The sequence below is a fragment of the Rhizobium sp. AN68 genome, from assembly GCF_030758035.1.
Classification (GTDB): domain Bacteria; phylum Pseudomonadota; class Alphaproteobacteria; order Rhizobiales; family Rhizobiaceae; genus Agrobacterium; species Agrobacterium tumefaciens.
Map to the genome: position 1 here is coordinate 339,313 of NZ_JARWMI010000002.1, position 19,812 is coordinate 359,124.

The window sequence follows — 19,812 nt, forward strand, 5'->3', positions numbered from 1 at the left end:
ACAATAATGGGCAGCATTTCCCTTCAGAACGTGTCCAAGCTCTTCGGCGAGGCAAAAGTCATCCCGTCGATCGATCTCGACATCCATGACGGCGAGTTCGTCGTCTTCGTCGGCCCGTCCGGCTGCGGCAAGTCAACGCTGCTGCGCCTGATTGCCGGGCTGGAAGACGTCTCCGGCGGCAGAATAGTCATCGACGGCAACGACGCCACCGAAAAGGCCCCGGCCGAGCGCGGCCTTGCCATGGTGTTCCAGTCCTATGCGCTTTATCCGCATATGAGCGTCAGGAACAACATCGCCTTCCCGCTGAAGATGGCCAAGCTCGACAAGGCCGTCATCGACAAGAAGGTCGACGATGCCGCCCGCATCCTCAACCTCACCGATTATCTCGAACGCCGGCCCTCGCAACTGTCCGGCGGCCAGCGCCAGCGCGTGGCCATCGGCCGCGCCATCGTGCGCGAACCGAAGGCGTTCCTGTTTGACGAGCCGCTCTCCAACCTCGATGCGGCGCTGCGCGGCACCATGCGGCTGGAAATCTCCGAGCTGCACAACACGTTGAAGACGACGATGATCTACGTCACCCACGACCAGGTGGAAGCCATGACCATGGCCGACAAGATCGTGGTCCTCAACCGCGGCAATATTGAGCAGGTCGGCTCGCCCATGGAGCTTTACCGCTCGCCTGCCAACCTCTTCGTCGCCGGCTTCATCGGCTCGCCGCGCATGAACCTGGTGACCGGCGAGTACGCCCGGCAAAAGGGTGCGACCACCGCCGGCGTGCGGCCCGAGCACCTGACACTGTCGAAAGAAACCGGCCTGTGGCAGGGCAAGGTCACGGTCGCCGAACATCTCGGCTCCGACACCTTCCTCCACCTCGACGTCCCCGGCATCGGCCCCATCACCGCCAGAACCGACGGTGAATTCGAATGCAAACACGGCGATACCGTCTTCATCACACCCGATGATGCCAAAATCCACAGGTTCGATGACAAGGGCATCGCGATATGACGCCTTAAGTTCAGGCCTCGTCGATCCTTACACCGTTTCGGTCAAAAACATGAAGCCGTTCCTGCGGGAAACCGACCCGCAGGGACTTGCCCGGCTGCAACAGCGCCCGATCAGACGAAAACAGCTTGAAGGGCAATCCATGCACGGTCAGGTGCAGGATGATGCCGAGACCCGTCGGCTCGACGAGATCGACGGTCGCCTCGACAGCACCATCCGCAGGCGAGACGGTGACATGTTCCGGCCGGATACCGAGTGTAACCGGCTCACCATCGGCAAGCTTCACGTTGCGGCCGAGTTCGAGGCGTGTGCCATCGCCGAGCACGACGAAACTACCGCCATTCTCCCGCCCGAGCCGTCCTTCCAGAAAATTCATGCCAGGCGAACCGATAAAACCAGCGACGAACAGATTGGCTGGGCGATCGTAGAGATCGAGCGGTGCGCCGATCTGCTGCACATGGCCAGCATTCATCGCGACGATACGGGATGCAAGCGTCATCGCCTCGATCTGGTCATGGGTGACATAAACCGAGGTAGCGCCGAGATCAGCATGCATGCGCTTGATTTCGGCCCGCATCTGCTCGCGAAGCCGTGCATCGAGGTTGGAGAGTGGCTCATCGAACAGAAATGCCTTAGGCTGGCGCACGATGGCCCGGCCCATGGCGACGCGCTGGCGCTGGCCGCCGGAAAGCGCCTTCGGACGGCGTGCCAGATAGGGATCGAGACCGAGTTTCGCCGAAGCACCGGCCACGGCCGCCGCGATTGTTTCCTTGGTGCTGCGGCGCAGGCGCAGGCTGTAGCTCATATTGTCGGCGACGCTCATATGCGGATAAAGCGCATAGGACTGGAACACCATGGCGATATCCCGGTCCTTCGGCTTGCGGTCGTTGACGCGCTCACCGTCGATGGTCAATTCGCCCGCTGAAATCTCCTCCAGACCGGCGATCATTCGCAGCAGTGTCGATTTTCCGCAGCCGGATGGGCCGACGAGGACGATGAATTCGCCGTCCTCGATCTTCAGATCGACCCCGTGCAGGACCGCAAGGTCGCCATAGGTCTTGCCGACATTCTTCAGCTCGATGGAAGCCATGGGATTATCCTTTCACCGCGCCGGCCGTCAGGCCCTGCACGAGATAACGTTGAATGAGCAGGAAGAAGAGACAGGCCGGAATGAGCGCCAGCACACCCGCCGCCATCATCTGCCCGAAATCGACGGAAAATTTTGAAACGAAGGTCAACAGCCCGACCGGGAATGTGGCGCTCTGGTTGCCCGAAATCAGCATCAGCGCAAACAGCAACTCGCTCCACGCGGCGGTGAAGACGAAGCCCAGCGTCGCAGCGATGCCCGGCAATGTCAGCGGCAGGATGATCTGGCGGAATGCCGTGAAGCGGCTTGCCCCGTCGATCATCGCCGCCTCTTCCAGATCCTTCGGAATACCGTCGAAGAATGACTGCATGAGGAAAGTGGCAAACGGCACGTTGAAGGCGGTGTAGACGATGACGAGACCCGTCAGGCTGTTGGTGAGGCCGAGCGGCGACAGCATCTTGAAGATCGGCGCGACCAGCATGACCAGCGGAAACATCTGGGTAATCAGCATCAGCGCCACGATCCAGTATTTGCCCTTGAAGCGGAACCGCGACAGCGCATAACCGGACAGTGACGAGAGTACCGTTACGGCAAGTGCCGTGGAGCCGGCAACGATGACGCTGTTCTTAAAAAATGTCGGGAAGGCACTGTTTTCTATGACATATCGATAATGATCGAGCGTCGCGTGCGACGGCCACATTCGCACGCCTTCGCTATAAAGCAGGTCGTTCGGCGTGACCGAGACCTTGAGCAGCCAGAACAGCGGAAACAGCGCAAAGACGATATAGGCGAGGATCGCCAGGCGATGGGCAAGGGTGAGGAATATCCTTGATGTCATCGGTCAGTCCTTCTCGATAAGGCGTTGGCGCAGGAGCACGATGAGCATGGAATAGGCCAGAAGCAGCACCAGAAGTACCAGCGCGATGGCCGAGGCATAGCCGAAATCAAGCCGCCGGAAGGCCTGCGTGAAGATGTAGCTCGCAACGATCTGGGTGCGGTCTGCCGGTCCGCCATTGGTCATGACGATGATGAGATCGGCAAAATTGGCGATCCAGACGGTGCGCAGCAAAACGGTGATGGCGATGGTGGGTGCGAGAAATGGGAGGGTGATGGAGGTGAAGCGCTGCAACGGGTTTGCCCCATCGATGGAAGCGGCCTCGTAAAGATCACGCGGGATCGCCTGAAGTGCGGCAAGCAATGTGATGGCGAAGAAAGGAATGCCCCACCAGACATTGGCGATGATCGGCCCCCACATGGCAAGCTGCGGATCGGCAAGAATATTGTTGGGCGCGGAGAGAAGCCCGAGCGAGACCATCCAGTGCGGCAGCGGTCCTATGACCGGATTGAACAGCCACGCCCAGTTGAGACCGGCAAGAAAGGTTGGCACGGCCCATGGAAGAAACACCAGCGCCTGGGCCAGCCCCCTGCCCGCGAACGGCTTGTCCAGCAGCAGCGCCAGAATGAGACCAAAGAAAAACTGCAGGAATACCGAAGCCCCCGTCCACCACAGCGTATTTTTCAGCGCCCGGTAAAAGGCCGCATCCTGCGACAGTGCCTCCAGATGTTTCAAGCCAACGAAACCGCCGGAAAAAGGATTGAGCAGCTGCACGTCGCGAAACGCATAGGACAGGCCGAGCACCAGCGGCACCAGCATGACGGCAACAATGAGCACGAGAACCGGCGCACTATAGAGCCAGGGTTCGGCCCAGTCGGCAAAACGCTGCATTGCCGGCTTGCCGGCGCGGTTGCGCGCGGCCACGGGTCCGGCGCCATGGGCATAGGACATGATTGATCGCTCCTGATCGGACGGCGGGGCGGACAGGTTTTTCTAACGCTTCTGGCCAGCCGGTCCGCACGTTTTGGAATGGGGCCTGCCGTTTGGGACAGCCCGCAAGAACGGCCGCGCGGGTTCAAACCTCGCGCGGCCAACCGTGTGGTTTATTTGGAGGCGAGGAACTTCTGCTGCGCCTTCGTCATATAGTCAGCCCATTGCTTGGCGAGGTCTTCCGGTGAGATATCGCCAAGAAGCGCTTCCTGCGATGTTTTGATAACAAGCGAATCCTTGAAGAATGCGAATTCCTCAAGATAGGTCGGCATCTTCGTCGGCACGGCGTTCTTGTCCGCCAGTTCGTCGAACCAGCCCTTGAACTGCTCGCTGGCGTAGAAGGGGTCCTTCTCCGCCGACTTGTGCACCGGCAGCGCACCCGTCTTCTTGTTCCACTCGATATTGCCTTCCGGCCCTTCCAGAGTCTCGACCAGTTTCCAGGAGAGGTCCTTGTTGGCGGATGCCGACATGATCGACCAGCCGGCGAAACCGATGGTCGGGAAGGTCTTGCCGTCAGGTCCCTTCGGCATGGTCATGACGCCGAAATCTTCCGGCTTCATGCGCTGGGCAATAGCGATAAGGGCGTCCGGATCCTGATCGAGGAAAGCGCAGGTGCCGGAATAAAATCCCGCGACGATCTCGTTGAAGCCCCAGTTGACGCTGTCTTTCGGCGCCAACCCGTTCTTGTAGAGATCGATCACATAGGTCAGGCCCTTCACCCAGCCAGGGCTGTCAAAGGTGGAGGTGCCGTCCTTGGTGAAGAACTCGTTCGATCCCGCCATGGACGCGCCGAACATGACCCAGCCGTTAAGTCCGCCCGGCCCGCCACGCAGGCAATAACCGTATTTGCCGGGAAGTGCTGCGACCTTCTTGGAGGCATCGGCGAATTCGTCGAGCGTCTTCGGCGGCTCCTTCACGCCAGCCTGTTCCAGCAGTTTCTTGTTGTAGAACATGGCCCGGAGATAAAAGCCGTAGGGAAGCATATAGGCCGTGTTCTTCACATCACGGCCGAGTTCCAGCGTGCGTTCACTCAGACCCTTGGTGTATTCCCATTTGGCGAGGTAGGGTTCGAGACTTTCGAGCATGCCGTTATTGGCATAAAGCGAAAGCCAGGTGTCGGGCATTTCCATGACATCAGGCACATCGCCGGCGGAGACCATCGTGGCGAATTTCTGGAAGGCCTCGCTCCAGGGCAGCGAGATGATCTCCACCTTGGTGCCGGGATTGGCAGTTTCGAACTTCGAGACGATGCCCTTCAGCGTTTCCGTCCGTTCGGGACTTGTAATGACCTCGACCAGTTTCAAGGTCGTATCCGCCAGCGCCGTTCCGGTCATCAGGGCGGTAAAGATTGCTGCTGCTACCAGTTTTTTCATGTCGTTCTCCCCTTTTTGTCGTCAGTTTTAAGACGCGTCAGACGGCCGAGGCCGCCTTGATCGCGGGTTCGAGATCGTTCCAGAGCGCTTCCGTGCCCTCCAGTCCGACATGCAGGCGCACGGAACGCGCGCTGATGCCGAACGTGTGGGCGGAGTTTGGCTGCGCCTTCTGTTCAAGCACCACTTCACCCGGGACGATCAGGCTTTCATGCCCACCCCAGGAAACACCCAGTTTGAAAAGCTTGAGGCGGTCGGCAAAAGCGCGCACATCCACCCCTTCCTTGAAAATGAAGGAAAACAGGCCAGACGTACCGTTGAGGCCGGGCGGCAGGCGGTTCGCCAATCCCGGATGGCAAACCTTTTCCACCACATCGAGCGCCTGCAGGCGGCTGGCAATATCCAACGCCGATGCCTGATGCGCCCTCATGCGCAGCGGCAGGGTGCGCAAGCCGCGGATCAGCAACCACGCATCGAAGGGCGACATCTTGCCACCGAGATAGGGATAGGTCTCTGCACGAATGCGGTCGATCATTGCCTTTGAACCGGCAACCACGCCGGAGACCACATCGCTGTGCCCGCCGAGATATTTCGACGCCGAATGCACGACGAGATCGACACCGAGCGAGATCGGCTGCTGGAAGACAGGGCTTGCCCAGGAATTATCGATGACGGTGACGGCGCCATGGCGCTTGCCGATCGCGGCGAGCGCACCGACATCATGGGCCTCCATCACCCAGCTGGTCGGGCTTTCCATGTAGAAGAGCTTCGCGCCGGGCATAGCCTTTTCAACCGCCGCCTCGTCGCGGCCGTCGACATAGACCACCTCGACATTCATGCGCTTCATGAAGGTGCCAAACAGGCGAAACGCATCGGGATAGACATGGCGCACCGCGACGATGCGGTCACCCGGCGAAACGAAGGAGAGAACGGTGGAGGAAATGGCCGACATGCCGCTGGCGAAGCCAAGCGCATCTTCCGCGCCCTCAAGCCTTGCCAGCATTTCCTCAAACATCCTGACGGTCGGGTTGAGCCCTCGCGTATAGACCGGCCGCACCTTTTCGCCGCGATAGGTTGAAACCATTTCGTCGTAGCTGGAAAAGGTGAAAAGCGAGGTCTGCACAAGCGGCGGGACCACAGCTTCGAAAGCGTGGGTCTCATCATGGGCGACGATCAGGGAGGCGGGATCGAAGAGATCGTTGCCTTGGTTCATTTCGACATGTCCTTGATATCCTCCTCGACGACAGCGAGGATTTTCAGTGTTTCTTCACGGGCGGTCTCCGCATCGCCGGCGGCGATGGCGTTGAACAGCGTGCGGTGAAAGGGGAAGGAGCGGCTTGCAAAGTCCGGCCGGTCGAAAGGCTTCAGCCAGAAACGTTCGAAACCTTCGCGCATCTGCTCGAGCAGCTGCTTGAACAGCGAATTATGCGTGGCGTCGTAGATGGAGAGGTGGAAGGCAAGGTCGGCCTTGCCGGACGTGCCTTCAGCCAGATGCACCCGCTCCATCTCATCGAGCCGCGCTTCCATCGTGGCGATATCCTCCACCGTGCGCCGGCGCGCCGCAGCCATCGAGGCCTCAACCTCGATGCCACGCCGGACTTCCAACGTCATCAACAACGCATCGCGCAGGCTTTCGGCATCGATGGAGATAGGCATATGCACGGTTGCGGCGGAAATCGGCTTTAGCAGATAATTGCCACTGCCCTTGCGGCTGTCGATAACGCCCAGCGCCTGAAACTTACGGATGACCTCGCGAATGGTGGAACGGCCGACACCCAGCGCCACCATCAGCTCTCGCTCGGCCGGCAACCGATCTCCAGCCTTCAGTCCCGCCCTCTCGACGTAATCGGAGAGTGCCGCCTCGACCTGGCGCACACGGTCGCTGGGTGGAATAGGCTGCATCAGTTCGCGGCTGGATCTATCCAAGACTTACCCTTTGAATTGGTCTGACATCTTACCATTTCAAACGGTCGGTCGATTGTCAACGGGGAACGCAAGCAGCCTAAACAGGGAGATCACATCCCTGTTGAACTGCGTATTCGGGAAAAAATAGAAGGAAATTAGAGATTTGGGCGTTGGTAACGCTGGAGAAGGCTTACCGGTTGGGGAAAATTTGCGAGACGGCACAATCGACCTTGGGGCCTAGGACAGAAGGAAAAAACTTCTCCTCCGTCGTGCTCGGGCCTATCGCGAGCATCTGCCAGCTATTGATTTTACGATACGTGACTGGATCCTCGGAACGGGCCCGAGGATGACATCGAGTGTTGGGATACGTTAGTCAGGTGTCTGAGGGTGGCTGGTGCCACCCTCGCCCGTTTTGTCTTCTTACTGGCTAAGCACGGCCGCCTTGATGGTATCGATGTTGTGGTTGACCATATCGATATAGGTTGCGGCCGGGCCGTCGGCTGTCGAGAGCGCGTCGGAATAAAGCGTTCCGCCAACTTTCAGGCCGGTTTCCTTGGCAATCTGGTCCATCAACCGCTTGTCGGTGATGTTTTCGACGAAGATCGCCGAGGCCTTGTCGTGCTTGATCTGATCCACCAGCTTGGCGACGTCGGCGGCAGACGCTTCGGAATCCGTCGAGATACCTTCCGGCGCCAGGAATTCGAGACCATAGGCATGCTCGAAATAACCGAAGGCATCATGTGAGGTGATGATGTTGCGTTTTTCCGGCGGAATGGCGGCGATCTCGGTCTTCACCTTCTCGTTCAAAGCCGCGAGCTTGGCGATATAGGCCTGTGAATTAGCGGTGTAAGTTGCGCAACCGGCCTTGTCGACCTCGCAAAATGCGCCGGCGATGTTCTTCACGTATATTTCCGCATTCTTGATTGACTGCCAGGCATGCGGATCGAATTCACCGTGATTGTGTCCCTCATGGTCATGCGCTTCCTCTGCCTTGTGGTCGTGACCCGCCTCTTCCTCGGCTTCCGGATGTGCGTGACCGGCTGGCTCGTCGGAAATCCTGAGGGGTTTCACGCCCTTGGTCAGCTCCACGACCGGCGCCTTTGTGCCGCTGGTATCGATCAGCCGCTTCAGGAAGCCTTCGAATGCAAGGCCGTTCACCAGCACAACATCCGCCTTGCTGACGGCAACGGCATCGGCTGGGCGCGGCTCGTAGACATGCGCGTCGCCGTCAGGTCCGACGATCGTGGTGATTTCGACGCGGTTGCCGCCGACATTCTTCGCGAAGTCGGCAATGATCGAGAAGCTGGCCACGACCTTGAGTTCAGCCGCAGAAGCCTGCGCCATCAGGACCGGGGAAAGGGAGAGAAGGCTTACGCAGGTAGCAAGACGTAGGGTTTGGAACATGAAGGGTTCTCCTTTTTTCAAACGCTGTTTTCAGGCCGTTCTGTGACGACCGGAACCGAGAAGATCGCGAAGCACACCGCGTGTGCCGACGACGATGGACAGGACATAGATGACGCCTGCCGACAGGATGATCGCCGGACCTGATGGTAGCGACGCGTGATAGGACAGAAGCAGGCCTGCAAAACACGAGACCATGCCGATGCCGATCGAGATGAAGCACATTGGCGCGACGCGATTGGACCAGAAGCGGCTGGCGGCAGCGGGCAGCATCATCAGGCCAACCGAAAGCAGGGTTCCGAGCGCCTGAAACCCGCCGACCAGATTGAGGACGACGATGGCGAGGAAGAGGAAGTGCACAGGGCTCCCCCAGTTGCTGACCGAGCGCAGAAACAGGGGATCGAGGCATTCCGCCAGCAGCGCGCGCCAGAAAACCATCATCACCGTCAGCGTTACGACGCAGATACCGCCGATCAGGCCGAGCGCTTCATTGTTCAGTGCCAGCACCGTGCCGAAAAGCACATGCATGAGATCGACACTGGAGCCGCGCCAGGAGACGAGCAGCACGCCGAGCGCCAGAGAAATGAGGTAAAAGGCTGCAAGCGAGGCATCCTCCTTCTGGATGGTGAAGCGCGAAACCGCACCGGCACCCAGTGCCACCAGAAGACCGACGACCAGCCCGCCGATGGTCATCGGCAAAATCTCCAACCCGTAAAACAGAAAGCCCACCGCCGCCCCCGGCAAAATGGCGTGCGACATGGCATCACCCGTCAGGCTCATGCGGCGCAGCATCAGAAACACCCCGACCGGCCCGCAACTGACAGCAAGGATCAAGGCACCGGCAAGCGCACGCTGCATGAAGACATACTGGATGAATGGCTCGATGAAGAAATCAGACATGGATATGCGAATGCGCCTGCGAGTGTTTGGGGAAATCCTGCGGCTTTTCCGCCAGGTCGGCGTTCACCGTCGCTGGTGCGGGTTCGCACCATGGGGCGTCGCCGTCCCATGCCTCGTGAAACCGTCGTGCCTGCTGCATCATTTCGGGCCTTAAAACCTCCCGTGTCGGGCCAAAGCCCACCAACCGTCTGGCAAGCAGAAGCGTTTGCGGAAAATGCTGACGCACCAGCTCGTAGTCATGAAGAACGGCCAGAACCGTGCGCCCCTCGGCAACCCATGCTTTGATCAGCACCATGAGGTCGGCGACGGTGCGCTCATCGACAGCGTTGAAGGGCTCATCCAGCAAAATCAGCTGCGCATCCTGCAACATGGCGCGGGCAAAAAGGGCGCGCTGCATCTGGCCGCCGGAGAGTGAATCGATATTGCGTTTTTCAAAGCCAGAAAGTCCGACCGCTTCCAGCACATGGGCCATGGCCGCCCGGTCCGACTGGCGATGGCGAGCGAGCAGGCCGCGTTTGGGCCAGAGACCAAGCGCGACCAGATCGCGCACCTGTGCCGGAAAGGAACGGTCGAGTTCAGACTGCTGCGGTAGATAGGCGACGGAAACGCCTGGAGTAACCCGGCATTCACCGCCAAGTGGCTTCAAAATGCCGGCGATGCCCTTCATCAGCGTCGATTTTCCCGACCCATTGGCGCCGATCACCGCCGTGAGCGACCCTTTGGCAATATCGCCATCCAGATGATGCACCGCCGCGCGGCCGGCATATCCGAGTGTCAGATTTTTAAAGGCAAGGCACGGATCGTTCATCGATCCCTCCGGGGCATGATGTCATTTGATGACCCCCCTCATATGTAATGTTATTACATTCGTCAAACGAATATGTAATGAAATAACGTTAACTATCGGAAAGGTAGGTTCCATCTCACATTGGACAAAACCTCCAGGATCACCTCGGGGGTATGGTCGTGCCAGGTTCTGGATTCCCGGGACAAGCCGAAGGAAGCATCCGGCAAGCAATTTTTCTAAAGCCAGTTGACACGCTGCGCTTATGTAATGTTATTACGTTACAAGCAACAAGCGATGTGACCACTAGCCCCGTCGTTCTCTACCGCAAGTCGTGACGACGATGACTCCCACGCTACCACCGCTAATAAAACGAGGCCCGCATGTCGAAAAAACTTCCCGTCACTGTCCTCTCCGGCTTTCTTGGTGCCGGAAAAACAACGCTTCTCAACCATATTCTCGCCAACCGCGACGGTCTGCGGGTCGCGTTGATCGTTAACGACATGAGCGAGATCAATATCGATGCGGCACTTGTGCGAGATGGCGGCGCCAATCTTTCGCGCACCGAGGAACAGCTTGTGGAAATGACCAATGGCTGCATCTGTTGCACGCTGCGCGACGACCTTCTGAATGAGGTACGCGCGCTCGCCGAGCAGGGCCGGTTCGATTATCTGCTGATCGAATCCACCGGCATTGCCGAGCCGCTGCCGGTGGCCGCCACTTTCGATTTTCGCGATGAAAACGGTCGCAGCCTTTCCGATGTCGCGCATCTGGACACGATGGTGACGGTGGTGGATGCCGCCAATCTTCTCAACGACTACGGTTCCTCTGACTTTCTTGCCGACCGTGGTGAGACGGCGGGCGAAGGTGACAACCGAACCATCGTAGACCTCTTGGTCGAGCAGATCGAATTTGCCGATGTCGTCGTCCTCAACAAGATCGGCACTGCCACGCCGGATGAGCGGGACGCCGCCCGCAAGATCATCGTCGGGCTGAACCCGGATGCGAAACTCATCGAGGCCGATTTCGGCAAGGTGGAACTGAAGGAGGTGCTGGGCACCGGCCGCTTCGATTTCGCCAAGGCCGAAGAACACCCGCTGTGGTTCAAGGAGTTGCACGGTTTCAAGGACCACATTCCCGAGACCGAGGAATATGGCATCCGCTCCTTCGTTTACCGCGCCAGGAAGCCGTTCGATCCCGTGCTGTTCCAACGTTTTATCGACCGCGCCTGGCCCGGTGTGGTGCGCGCCAAAGGCTTCTTCTGGCTGGCCACGCGGCCAGCTTATGTCGGCGAGATAAGCCAGGCCGGCGCACTGGTGCGCACCGGCAAGATGGGCCTTTGGTGGTCCGCCGTGCCGAGCGAGCAATGGCCGCGCGAGCAGCAGTTCCTCGACATGATGAAGCCCTATCTCGACCCGGTCTTTGGCGACCGCCGGCAGGAAATCGTCTTCATCGGTTCCGATCCCATGAGCGAAGCGCGCATCCGCGCGCAGCTCGATACGTGCCTGATCGACACAGATGCCTTCACCCCGGACGCATGGCGACACCTGCCCGACCCCTTCGCCAGCTGGGACAGGCAGGCGGCTTGATTGGTTCTCAACTCAAACCTTTTTGACGAGCGGATGCCTCTTTCGCCTTCTCCCCACTGGGGAGAAGGTATCGGCAACGCAATTCAAAGAAAATTCAGCGTCACCAGCGTCAGCACAAGATAACGCCCAACCTTCGCAATGGTAACAAGCAAAAGAAAGACCGGCAGCGGCTCCTTCATGATGCCGGCCGCAACCGTCAGCGGATCGCCGATCAGCGGCGCCCAGCTGAGCAGCAGCGACCACTTGCCGTAACGCCTGTACCAGTTCTGGGCACGTTGCAGCGCGGCTTCCCCCACAGGAAACCACCGCCGATGCCGGAAGCGTTCGATGCCACGGCCGAGCAGCCAGTTGGCGAGGGATCCGGCGACATTGCCGGCGCTGGCAACAGTAACCAACAGCCAGACCGGCTGGGACTTCAAAAGGATCAGGCCGGCAAGTGCGGCCTCCGACTGCATGGGCAGGATGGTTGCCGCGACAAAAGCCGTCAGAAACAAACCCGCATATACCGCCAGATCGGCCATTCCGTACCCTTCACATTTAGCGAATCCCGCTGCTCCTGAAGTGCCGGATGACGACACCTGCCGTCAAGCGCCATGGCGTTCGATACAGATGGCCTTACGGCGGATTGGCGGCGACGGATCTGACGATATCATCACGCTCTATATCCAGCAGCGCCTGGTGAATTGAGAATTGCCGGGTTTCGCCGGATGCGGACAAAACGAGGATTACCGTTTCCTTCGGTGGGCAATCCGGCTGTACGCAGGCAATCTCGTTGACGGAAACGATCTCGTCTTCGCGGAGGGCAAGCAGCTCCCGCGTCCAGTGTTTCACAAGACGGGCCTTAGAGACTATAGCAGAGCCGCTGCGTGCAAGCGGATTTGCTCTTGCCGTCATCGGGAAACCTTTCTTGCTGCCTGCGAGGCCAATGCCTCGAAAAGATCGCGGATCGGCTGCTGCGGCATATCCATGCCGATGAGGACAACACGGGTTGCACGGTTGCCATCCGGCCAGCTTTCCAGACGGCTCAGCGGATAAAGCCGGTGCTGCACGGCATGGGCGACCACTGGACGGTCCGGATCATCCGTCGCACCGAAAACTCCCTTGAGCCGCAGAAGACCGGAATGCACATTGCTGGTGACGAGTTCGAGAAAGGTAACGATCGCCTGCGGATCGAACGCCCCATCGAACGTCAAATCGAACGCCTCGACCCCCGCACCATGACGATTGATATCGTGCCCGTGCGCCGCATGCAGGCTCAGCCTGTCGGCGGCAAGCCAGCCCGTCACGTCTTCCGGCTTGTTACGCAAGGAATAATCCGCCGGCGAAAACAGCGACATCAGATTGAAGTCGCGCGCATTGCGGTCATGCAGACGCGCGGCAGGATTGAGATCGGAGAGGCTCTCACAGCCCATCTCCGCCCCGTCAGTGAGATCGGTTTTGGTCAAAACAATGTGATCGGCAAAGGCAAGCTGTTTCCAGCCCTCGATGAAACTGTCGAGCATCGCCTGGCCGGACGTAATGTCGAAAACAGTAACGACACCGGAGAGATGAAAGTGGCGGGCGACGATATGGTCGCGCAGGCCGGCGGCAGGCGTACTGCCGGGAATCAGGCTGTTGATGATCGGCGCAGGATCGGCAAGGCCAGTGGTTTCGATGACGACACGCGATATTTCCGGCACCACCCCTTCCAGAAAGGCCTGATGCAACTCGTAAAGCGAGGTGCGGATATCGCTGGTGGCGGTGCAGCAGATGCAGCCGGTCGTGGTCCTGAAATAACGCTCCGAACCGGTGCGGACCAAGCCGTGATCGATGGGCACCGAACCGAATTCGTTGACGATGACGGCGGCACCACGCATTTCCGGTTCGCTCAAAAGCTCGTTCAGAAGCGTGGTCTTGCCCGCCCCCAGAAAGCCGGTAAGCAGTGTGACAGGCACCGTTCCGGTGGATGGGGTGACGGACGAGACGTCTTCTGGTGCAACCGCCTTCTTCCGCTTCATTCCGAACACATCCGCACTTTCAAGCAGCAAATCTTGGAGAGACTTAATACGTAATGTAATAACATATCAATACCCCTTGTTAGAAGTTCCTCTTGAACATGGCCTCCGCAGACCGCTTCCGGTATCCCGTCCCGAGCCTTGCCCGCAAGCACACGAAAAAACCAAAGCGGACCCAAAATGGAATAATAAAACCGTTTCGTTCACTTTCGTTTTTTTCGTTCCACCGTCTATTGCATTTTCATTAGAGTTCGCTTTAAATCAGGCCGCTAATACAGAAAAGCTCGCCCGCAGCTATATCGAGGAGGATAGGCTGCAATAAGGGGCTGTATCTTTTACTGTTTTTAAAATGGGAGGAATCGCCTTGAAAAAACTCAGCTACCGTCTTGCTGCGGCATCTGCGCTTTCGTTTTTTGTCACATCGAACGCGTTCGCCGCGACGGAAATTCAGTGGTGGCATGCCATGACCGGCGCCAATAACGAGGTCGTGGACGCGCTCGCGAAAGAGTTCAACGATAGCCAGACAAACTACAAGATCATGCCCGTCTTCAAGGGCACGTATCCGGAAACCCTGAATGCAGGCATTGCGGCCTTCCGCGCCAAGCAGCCGCCGGCGATCATTCAGGTCTTCGACGCCGGTTCCGGCGTGATGATGGGTGCTGCCGGCGCAATCAAACCGGTGGCGGAAGTACTGAAGGAAGGTGGCTACACCTTCAACAAGGACGAATATCTGGCCGGCATCGTCGCCTATTATTCCAAGCCTGACGGCACCATGCTGTCCTTCCCCTATAATTCGTCCTCACCGATCCTGTATTACAACAAGGACACCTTCCAGAAGGCAGGCCTTGACCCGGCAAATCCGCCGAAGACCTGGCCGGAAGTTTTCGAAGCTGCCAAGAAGATCAAGACAAGCGGCGCTGCCCAATGCGGCTTCACCTCAACATGGTTGACCTGGATCCAGACCGAAAACTTTGCCGCATGGAACAACGTCTCCTATGGCAGCAATGAAAACGGGCTGGGCGGCACCGATGTGAAGCTTGCCGTCAACGCGCCGCTCTTCGTCGAACACTTCCAGGCCATTGCCGACCTCGCGAAAGACGGCACCTTCCGTTACGGCGGGCGCACTTCGGAAGCCAAGCAGCTGTTCATGTCCGGCGAATGCGGCATCCTTACCGAATCCTCCGGCGGCCTTGGCGATATCATCAAGACCGGCATGAATTACGGTATCGGCCAGCTTCCCTATTACGAGGGTCATGGTCCGCAGAACACCATTCCCGGCGGCGCGAGCCTCTGGGTCTTCGGCGGCAAGAGCGATGCCGAATATAAAGGTGTGGCCGAGTTCTTCCATTTCCTTTCCCAGACCAAGATCCAGTCTCGTCTGCATCAGGTCTCCGGATACATGCCGGTAACGATCGCGGCCTATGAGGAAACCAAGAAATCCGGCTTCTATGACAAGAATCCCGGCCGCGAAACGCCACTTCTGCAGATGATGGGCAAGCCACCGACAGAAAACTCCAAGGGCGTGCGCCTCGTGAACCTGCCGCAGGTCCGCGACATCATGAACGAAGAGTTCGAGGCGATGCTGGCCGGCAAGCAGGACGCGAAATCCGCACTCGACAAGATTGTCACGCGCGGTGATGCGGCCATCAAGCAGGCAACCGGCAACTAAACGATCCCTGCCCCCGCCCGCATCCTTACCCGGTGCGGGCGGTATTCCCATTTCATCAGGAGATCGCCGTGCAAAGCGTCGTATTCCCCAACAAGATCCTGCCCTATCTGCTGGTCGCGCCACAGATCATCCTGACGGTGATCTTTTTCTTCTGGCCCGCAAGTCAGGCGCTCTACCAGTCGACCATGCGCGAGGATGCCTTCGGGCTGAACAGCAATTTCGTCGGGCTGGCCAATTTTTCCGCCGTACTTTCGGATGAAAGCTATCTGAACGCGTTGCACGTCACGGTTATTTTCAGCGTCCTGACCGCACTCGTCTCGATGGGGCTGGCATTGCTTCTGGCAACGGCGGCAGACCGCGTGGTGCGCGGCAAGGGTTTTTACCGCACCATGATGATCATGCCCTATGCTGTGGCACCCGCCGTCGCTGGCATGCTGTGGCTGTTCATGTTCAATCCGGCCATGGGAACCTTCTCCTATATCCTGCGCCGCAACGGCATCATGTGGGACCCGCTGCTCAACGGCAATCAGGCCATGCTGCTGGTGGTCGCAGCCGCCGCATGGAAGCAGATCAGCTACAATTTCCTGTTTTTTGTCGCAGGCTTGCAGGCAATTCCGAAATCATTGCTGGAGGCGGCCTCCATTGACGGCGCACGTGGTTCGCGGCGCTTCTGGACCATCGTTTTCCCGCTGCTGGCGCCGACAACATTCTTCCTGCTGGTCGTCAACACCGTCTATGCCTTCTTCGATACGTTCGGCATCATCCACGCAGTTACTGGCGGCGGCCCTGCCAAGGCGACGGAAACACTGGTCTACAAGGTTTACAATGATGGCTTCGTTAACCTGAACCTCGGCTCTTCCGCCGCGCAATCCGTCATCCTGATGGTGATCGTCATTGCGTTGACCGCCTTCCAGTTCCGCTTCGTCGAGAAGCGCGTGCACTACGGCTGAGGATTTCCTGATGATTGAAAATCGCCCGGTCGCCCGCGTGATCGCCCATCTGATGCTGGTTCTCGGCATCATCATCGTGGCCTTCCCGATCTACTACACCTTCATCGCGTCATCCATGACGTCGAATGACATCATTCGCCCACCGATGTCGCTGCTGCCCGGCGACCATCTTGGTGAAAACTATACAGACGCCATGGTCGGCGGCGTCGAAAGAGTGGTCGGCGTCAGCCTTGAACGGCTGCTGTTCAACAGCTTCGTGGTGGCGCTCGCCATTGCCATCGGCAAGATCGTCATTTCTTTCCTGTCGGCTTTCGCAATCGTGTTTTTCCGTTTTCCCTTCCGCATGGGCTTCTTCTGGATGATCTTCATCACGCTCATGCTGCCGGTCGAGGTGCGTATCCTGCCCACATACAAGGTCATCGTCGACCTCGGGCTTATCGATACCTATGCGGGACTGACGCTTCCGCTGATGGCGTCCGCGACGGCGACGTTCCTGTTCCGGCAGTTTTTCCTGACCATTCCCGGCGAAATGGTCGAGGCGGCTCGTATCGACAATGCAGGGCCGTTCCGCTTCATGCGCGATATTCTGCTGCCGCTGTCGAAAACCAATATCGCCGCTCTCTTCGTGATCCTGTTCATCTATGGCTGGACCCAGTATCTCTGGCCGCTGCTCGTGACCAACGATGCCAAGATGAACACGATCATCATCGGCCTCAAGCGCATGGTGGATTTCACCGACGCTTCGACGCCCTGGAATTATGTGATGGTGACGGCGATCCTCGCCATCATCCCCCCGATTATCGTTGTGGTGCTGATGCAGCGCTGGTTCGTCAAAGGTTTGGTGGAGACCGAGAAGTAATGGCAAAAATTGCGCTGAAAGACGTCCGCAAGGTTTACGGCGGCAATGTCGACGCCATCAAGGGCGTATCGATGGATATAGCCGATGGCGAGATGATCGTATTGGTCGGCCCCTCTGGCTGCGGAAAATCGACATTGCTGCGCATGATCGCCGGGCTGGAAAGCATATCGGGCGGTGAGATCGTCATCGGCGACCGCGTCGTCAACGATCTCGAACCGTCAGACCGTGATATTGCCATGGTGTTCCAGAACTACGCGCTATACCCGCATATGACAGTGCGGCAGAACCTCGCCTATGGCCTCAAGAACCGCAACACGCCGAAGGACGAGATCGACCGGCGTATCACCGAGGCAGCCAAGGCGCTGGAAATCGAACAATATCTGGAGCGCAGGCCGCGCCAGCTCTCGGGTGGCCAGCGCCAGCGCGTGGCAATGGGCCGTGCCATCGTGCGCAAGCCCGCCGCATTCCTGTTCGATGAGCCGCTGTCCAACCTCGATGCCAAGCTGCGCGTGCAGATGCGCGTCGAAATCCGCCGCCTGCAACGCTCTCTCGCCACCACCAGCGTCTACGTAACCCATGATCAGATGGAAGCCATGACGCTGGCCGACCGCCTCGTGGTGCTGAATGCCGGCCGCATCGAGCAGATCGGCACTCCGATCGAGCTTTACGAAAAACCGGCCACCACCTTCGTCGCCACCTTCATCGGTTCGCCCTCCATGAACCTCCTGCCCTACGGCACCCCATCGGCTAACGGCGCATCCGGGTGGTCGGTGAATGGATCAGGCGCGCTGCCGCAAACCACCGCAACACTGGGCATCCGGCCGGAAGACATCACGCTCGCGGAAACAGAAGCTGCCGATGCCGCTTTCACTGGCACCGTGCGGGTGGACGCTGTGGAACTGGTGGGCGCGGAAAGCTACGTGCACGGCTCCTTCACCGACGGCACCACCATCGTCTTCCGCGTTCCCGGCCGCTCGCAGCTTGGCATCGGCGAAAACCTGCGGATTGCCGCCCAGACGAAGGACTTCCATCTGTTCGATGCGGCGGGGAAGCGGATTTAGGGTCTGTGTGTCGGCATTGCCGTTACCTGCGGCAATGCCCGGCCTATTTTACGCCGATGAGACCACCTCATGAGCAGACTGGCGGGACGCCAACTTCTTTCCGAACTTCTGGGACGGCAATTCAATGAAGTTATAGCTCAAATAAGCCATGACCACCGTTAGAACCCAAGCCAATACGATCATGACATGAACCGGATAGGGAGCCAGTTGTCTGTACGGAAGAATGTATTCCACGACAGGCTGGGCTACGGGCCCAAGTAGATAGACAGAATAGCTTATCGCGCCAAGCCAGACAAATATCGGATGCGTGATACGAAGTTTTGTCGTGAACAGAGCAAAAAGTGCCATTCCTGAATAATAGGCGATGGTATAGCGATACCAAGTCTCACCAAAGCCCATATCAACATTATAGCTCAGAAAACTGACGAGTGGCACCGTAAAGACCACAAGAAGGGAAGTGAATATGATAAGCCGCCGCATATACACATCAGCCTGATCAACGGCTCCGTGACGCCACAACAAACCCCAAAACATCACAGTAAGCCCAAGCGGAATAGCGACCGGTAACTTGATGCCCGAAGCATAACGCGCAGCACCCATGGCAACCGCGCACAGCAGGAAGAACACCACCGCGCCGACCGCACCCTCTGGCTTATGGAGGAGGCTAACATAAAACAGCATTGCGCTGACGACATAAAAAACGATTTCTATCTGTAGCGTCCAGTAAACACCGAGAATATTTTGCTGTCCCAGAAATTGCTGCAGCATCGTTACATTGGCGAGGATTTGGGTTATCGTAAAAAGATCTCCTCGCACGAGTGGAATGATTGCCACGGCAAGGGCTATCGACACCCAATATGCGGGATAAAGCCTGAAAAATCGGGAAAATGCGAAGCTGCGCAAGGGCGCTTTACTCGCCTTCAGAAGAGAAAATGGGATAACAAAACCGGAAACAGCGAAGAACATGACAACGGCAATTTTTCCGATATCAAAGTATTCACTAAAAATATTAAACAAAAAATACTCAACCGCATTATTTGTGTAGTTATTTTTGTAAGCTACTTCTGCAATGTGAAAATACACCACTGCCAAAGCCGCTATACCGCGAATAGAATCGACATATAGCCAACGACCAGGAACACGATCTTCGCTCATAAATACCTCATTTAGAAAATATATAAAATATAATAAATGTATATTTACAACATACTACAATGCGCTCGAAACGCAAATAGCGGGCAGTCGTTTCTTTCATCTACTTCAGCGAATGACGACGTGCAGGCACTATCAAAGTCCACTCTCCACGGGCACAATGACATCAGCGACGCGAGTGTAGCACCTGTTAAATGCATCCCGGCCCACGACCGGAATGCAGTGCTATCCATGTTGGCCCAGCCTGTGAGGCATCACAACAGC

The 19,812-nt window shown here is 57.9% G+C and carries 19 protein-coding genes; 6 read left to right on the forward strand and 13 right to left on the reverse strand.

Annotation, left to right across the window (positions count from 1 at the left end):
* Window positions 1–6 precede the first annotated feature (6 nt).
* Window positions 7–1,005, forward strand: a complete 999-nt coding sequence (locus RBH71_RS05035; RefSeq protein ID WP_112175752.1) for an ABC transporter ATP-binding protein — start codon at window positions 7–9, stop codon at window positions 1,003–1,005.
* Window positions 1,006–1,015: 10 nt separating this feature from the next.
* Here the strand turns inward: RBH71_RS05035 and RBH71_RS05040 are convergent, their stop codons facing one another.
* From RBH71_RS05040 to aztA, 9 genes are all read right to left on the reverse strand, one after another.
* A complete protein-coding gene (locus RBH71_RS05040; protein ID WP_111802554.1) occupies window positions 1,016–2,092 on the reverse strand; it encodes an ABC transporter ATP-binding protein in 1,077 nt (358 codons plus the stop codon).
* Window positions 2,093–2,096: 4 nt separating this feature from the next.
* Window positions 2,097–2,927, reverse strand: coding sequence for a carbohydrate ABC transporter permease (locus tag RBH71_RS05045; RefSeq protein WP_003510396.1), 831 nt, complete (start codon window positions 2,925–2,927; stop codon window positions 2,097–2,099).
* 3 nt (window positions 2,928–2,930) lie between these two features.
* Entirely contained in the window at window positions 2,931–3,875 is a 945-nt protein-coding gene (locus RBH71_RS05050; protein WP_003510618.1) for a carbohydrate ABC transporter permease, read from the reverse strand.
* A gap of 152 nt (window positions 3,876–4,027) precedes the next feature.
* A complete protein-coding gene (locus RBH71_RS05055; protein WP_003510621.1) occupies window positions 4,028–5,287 on the reverse strand; it encodes an ABC transporter substrate-binding protein in 1,260 nt (419 codons plus the stop codon).
* A 37-nt stretch (window positions 5,288–5,324) separates the two neighbouring features.
* Window positions 5,325–6,497, reverse strand: coding sequence for a PLP-dependent transferase (locus RBH71_RS05060; protein ID WP_111802555.1), 1,173 nt, complete (start codon window positions 6,495–6,497; stop codon window positions 5,325–5,327).
* Window positions 6,494–7,186 carry a FadR/GntR family transcriptional regulator gene (locus RBH71_RS05065; RefSeq protein ID WP_003510624.1) on the reverse strand — a complete coding sequence of 231 codons (693 nt, stop codon included), beginning with the start codon at window positions 7,184–7,186 and terminating at the stop codon, window positions 6,494–6,496. Before RBH71_RS05065 ends, RBH71_RS05060 begins: the two co-directional genes overlap by 4 nt.
* A gap of 423 nt (window positions 7,187–7,609) precedes the next feature.
* Window positions 7,610–8,593 (reverse strand): zinc ABC transporter substrate-binding protein AztC, encoded by a 984-nt coding sequence (aztC, locus tag RBH71_RS05070; RefSeq protein WP_003510626.1) that lies wholly within the window; start codon window positions 8,591–8,593, stop codon window positions 7,610–7,612.
* Between the two features lie 30 nt (window positions 8,594–8,623).
* Complete coding sequence (gene aztB, locus RBH71_RS05075; RefSeq protein ID WP_003510628.1) at window positions 8,624–9,490, reverse strand: zinc ABC transporter permease AztB; 867 nt, start codon at window positions 9,488–9,490, stop codon at window positions 8,624–8,626.
* Window positions 9,483–10,298: a zinc ABC transporter ATP-binding protein AztA gene (aztA, locus tag RBH71_RS05080; RefSeq protein ID WP_111802556.1), complete on the reverse strand. Its 816-nt coding sequence runs from the start codon at window positions 10,296–10,298 to the stop codon at window positions 9,483–9,485. Before aztA ends, aztB begins: the two co-directional genes overlap by 8 nt.
* A gap of 359 nt (window positions 10,299–10,657) precedes the next feature.
* Here aztA and zigA point away from each other — a divergent pair, with 359 nt between their 5' ends.
* Window positions 10,658–11,863 carry a zinc metallochaperone GTPase ZigA gene (gene zigA, locus RBH71_RS05085; protein ID WP_111802557.1) on the forward strand — a complete coding sequence of 402 codons (1,206 nt, stop codon included), beginning with the start codon at window positions 10,658–10,660 and terminating at the stop codon, window positions 11,861–11,863.
* A gap of 83 nt (window positions 11,864–11,946) precedes the next feature.
* Here zigA and RBH71_RS05090 read toward each other — a convergent pair whose 3' ends face one another.
* The 3 genes from RBH71_RS05090 to RBH71_RS05100 all read right to left on the reverse strand — a co-directional run bounded on the left by RBH71_RS05090 (window position 11,947) and on the right by RBH71_RS05100 (window position 13,860).
* Window positions 11,947–12,384 (reverse strand): YqaA family protein, encoded by a 438-nt coding sequence (locus RBH71_RS05090; RefSeq protein ID WP_003510639.1) that lies wholly within the window; start codon window positions 12,382–12,384, stop codon window positions 11,947–11,949.
* 94 nt (window positions 12,385–12,478) lie between these two features.
* Window positions 12,479–12,757 carry a hypothetical protein gene (locus RBH71_RS05095; protein ID WP_013761449.1) on the reverse strand — a complete coding sequence of 93 codons (279 nt, stop codon included), beginning with the start codon at window positions 12,755–12,757 and terminating at the stop codon, window positions 12,479–12,481.
* Window positions 12,754–13,860: a CobW family GTP-binding protein gene (locus RBH71_RS05100; RefSeq protein ID WP_162632347.1), complete on the reverse strand. Its 1,107-nt coding sequence runs from the start codon at window positions 13,858–13,860 to the stop codon at window positions 12,754–12,756. The genes RBH71_RS05095 and RBH71_RS05100 overlap by 4 nt, the downstream gene beginning before the upstream one ends.
* A gap of 355 nt (window positions 13,861–14,215) precedes the next feature.
* Here RBH71_RS05100 and ugpB point away from each other — a divergent pair, with 355 nt between their 5' ends.
* From ugpB to RBH71_RS05120, 4 genes are all read left to right on the forward strand, one after another.
* Window positions 14,216–15,526, forward strand: a complete 1,311-nt coding sequence (gene ugpB / locus RBH71_RS05105; RefSeq protein WP_025595901.1) for a sn-glycerol-3-phosphate ABC transporter substrate-binding protein UgpB — start codon at window positions 14,216–14,218, stop codon at window positions 15,524–15,526.
* A 68-nt stretch (window positions 15,527–15,594) separates the two neighbouring features.
* A complete protein-coding gene (gene ugpA, locus RBH71_RS05110; protein WP_003510646.1) occupies window positions 15,595–16,476 on the forward strand; it encodes a sn-glycerol-3-phosphate ABC transporter permease UgpA in 882 nt (293 codons plus the stop codon).
* Window positions 16,477–16,486: 10 nt separating this feature from the next.
* Entirely contained in the window at window positions 16,487–17,335 is an 849-nt protein-coding gene (gene ugpE / locus RBH71_RS05115) for a sn-glycerol-3-phosphate ABC transporter permease UgpE (RefSeq protein WP_003510648.1), read from the forward strand.
* Window positions 17,335–18,396, forward strand: a complete 1,062-nt coding sequence (locus RBH71_RS05120; RefSeq protein ID WP_080850041.1) for a sn-glycerol-3-phosphate import ATP-binding protein UgpC — start codon at window positions 17,335–17,337, stop codon at window positions 18,394–18,396. The genes ugpE and RBH71_RS05120 overlap by 1 nt, the downstream gene beginning before the upstream one ends.
* 48 nt (window positions 18,397–18,444) lie before the next feature.
* Here RBH71_RS05120 and RBH71_RS05125 read toward each other — a convergent pair whose 3' ends face one another.
* On the reverse strand, window positions 18,445–19,551 hold the full coding sequence (locus RBH71_RS05125; protein WP_323687188.1) for an acyltransferase: 1,107 nt from the start codon (window positions 19,549–19,551) through the stop codon (window positions 18,445–18,447).
* Window positions 19,552–19,812: the final 261 nt, after the last annotated feature.

Coding starts and splice junctions, on each gene's coding strand:
- RBH71_RS05035 (WP_112175752.1), top strand. CDS start 7: ATGGGCAGCATTTCCCTTCAGAACGTGTCCAAGCTCTTCGGCGAGGCA.
- RBH71_RS05040 (WP_111802554.1), bottom strand. CDS start 2,092: ATGGCTTCCATCGAGCTGAAGAATGTCGGCAAGACCTATGGCGACCTT.
- RBH71_RS05045 (WP_003510396.1), bottom strand. CDS start 2,927: ATGACATCAAGGATATTCCTCACCCTTGCCCATCGCCTGGCGATCCTC.
- RBH71_RS05050 (WP_003510618.1), bottom strand. CDS start 3,875: ATGTCCTATGCCCATGGCGCCGGACCCGTGGCCGCGCGCAACCGCGCC.
- RBH71_RS05055 (WP_003510621.1), bottom strand. CDS start 5,287: ATGAAAAAACTGGTAGCAGCAGCAATCTTTACCGCCCTGATGACCGGA.
- RBH71_RS05060 (WP_111802555.1), bottom strand. CDS start 6,497: ATGAACCAAGGCAACGATCTCTTCGATCCCGCCTCCCTGATCGTCGCC.
- RBH71_RS05065 (WP_003510624.1), bottom strand. CDS start 7,186: ATGCAGCCTATTCCACCCAGCGACCGTGTGCGCCAGGTCGAGGCGGCA.
- aztC (WP_003510626.1), bottom strand. CDS start 8,593: ATGTTCCAAACCCTACGTCTTGCTACCTGCGTAAGCCTTCTCTCCCTT.
- aztB (WP_003510628.1), bottom strand. CDS start 9,490: ATGTCTGATTTCTTCATCGAGCCATTCATCCAGTATGTCTTCATGCAG.
- aztA (WP_111802556.1), bottom strand. CDS start 10,298: ATGAACGATCCGTGCCTTGCCTTTAAAAATCTGACACTCGGATATGCC.
- zigA (WP_111802557.1), top strand. CDS start 10,658: ATGTCGAAAAAACTTCCCGTCACTGTCCTCTCCGGCTTTCTTGGTGCC.
- RBH71_RS05090 (WP_003510639.1), bottom strand. CDS start 12,384: ATGGCCGATCTGGCGGTATATGCGGGTTTGTTTCTGACGGCTTTTGTC.
- RBH71_RS05095 (WP_013761449.1), bottom strand. CDS start 12,757: ATGACGGCAAGAGCAAATCCGCTTGCACGCAGCGGCTCTGCTATAGTC.
- RBH71_RS05100 (WP_162632347.1), bottom strand. CDS start 13,860: ATGAAGCGGAAGAAGGCGGTTGCACCAGAAGACGTCTCGTCCGTCACC.
- ugpE (WP_003510648.1), top strand. CDS start 16,487: ATGATTGAAAATCGCCCGGTCGCCCGCGTGATCGCCCATCTGATGCTG.
- RBH71_RS05120 (WP_080850041.1), top strand. CDS start 17,335: ATGGCAAAAATTGCGCTGAAAGACGTCCGCAAGGTTTACGGCGGCAAT.
- RBH71_RS05125 (WP_323687188.1), bottom strand. CDS start 19,551: ATGAGCGAAGATCGTGTTCCTGGTCGTTGGCTATATGTCGATTCTATT.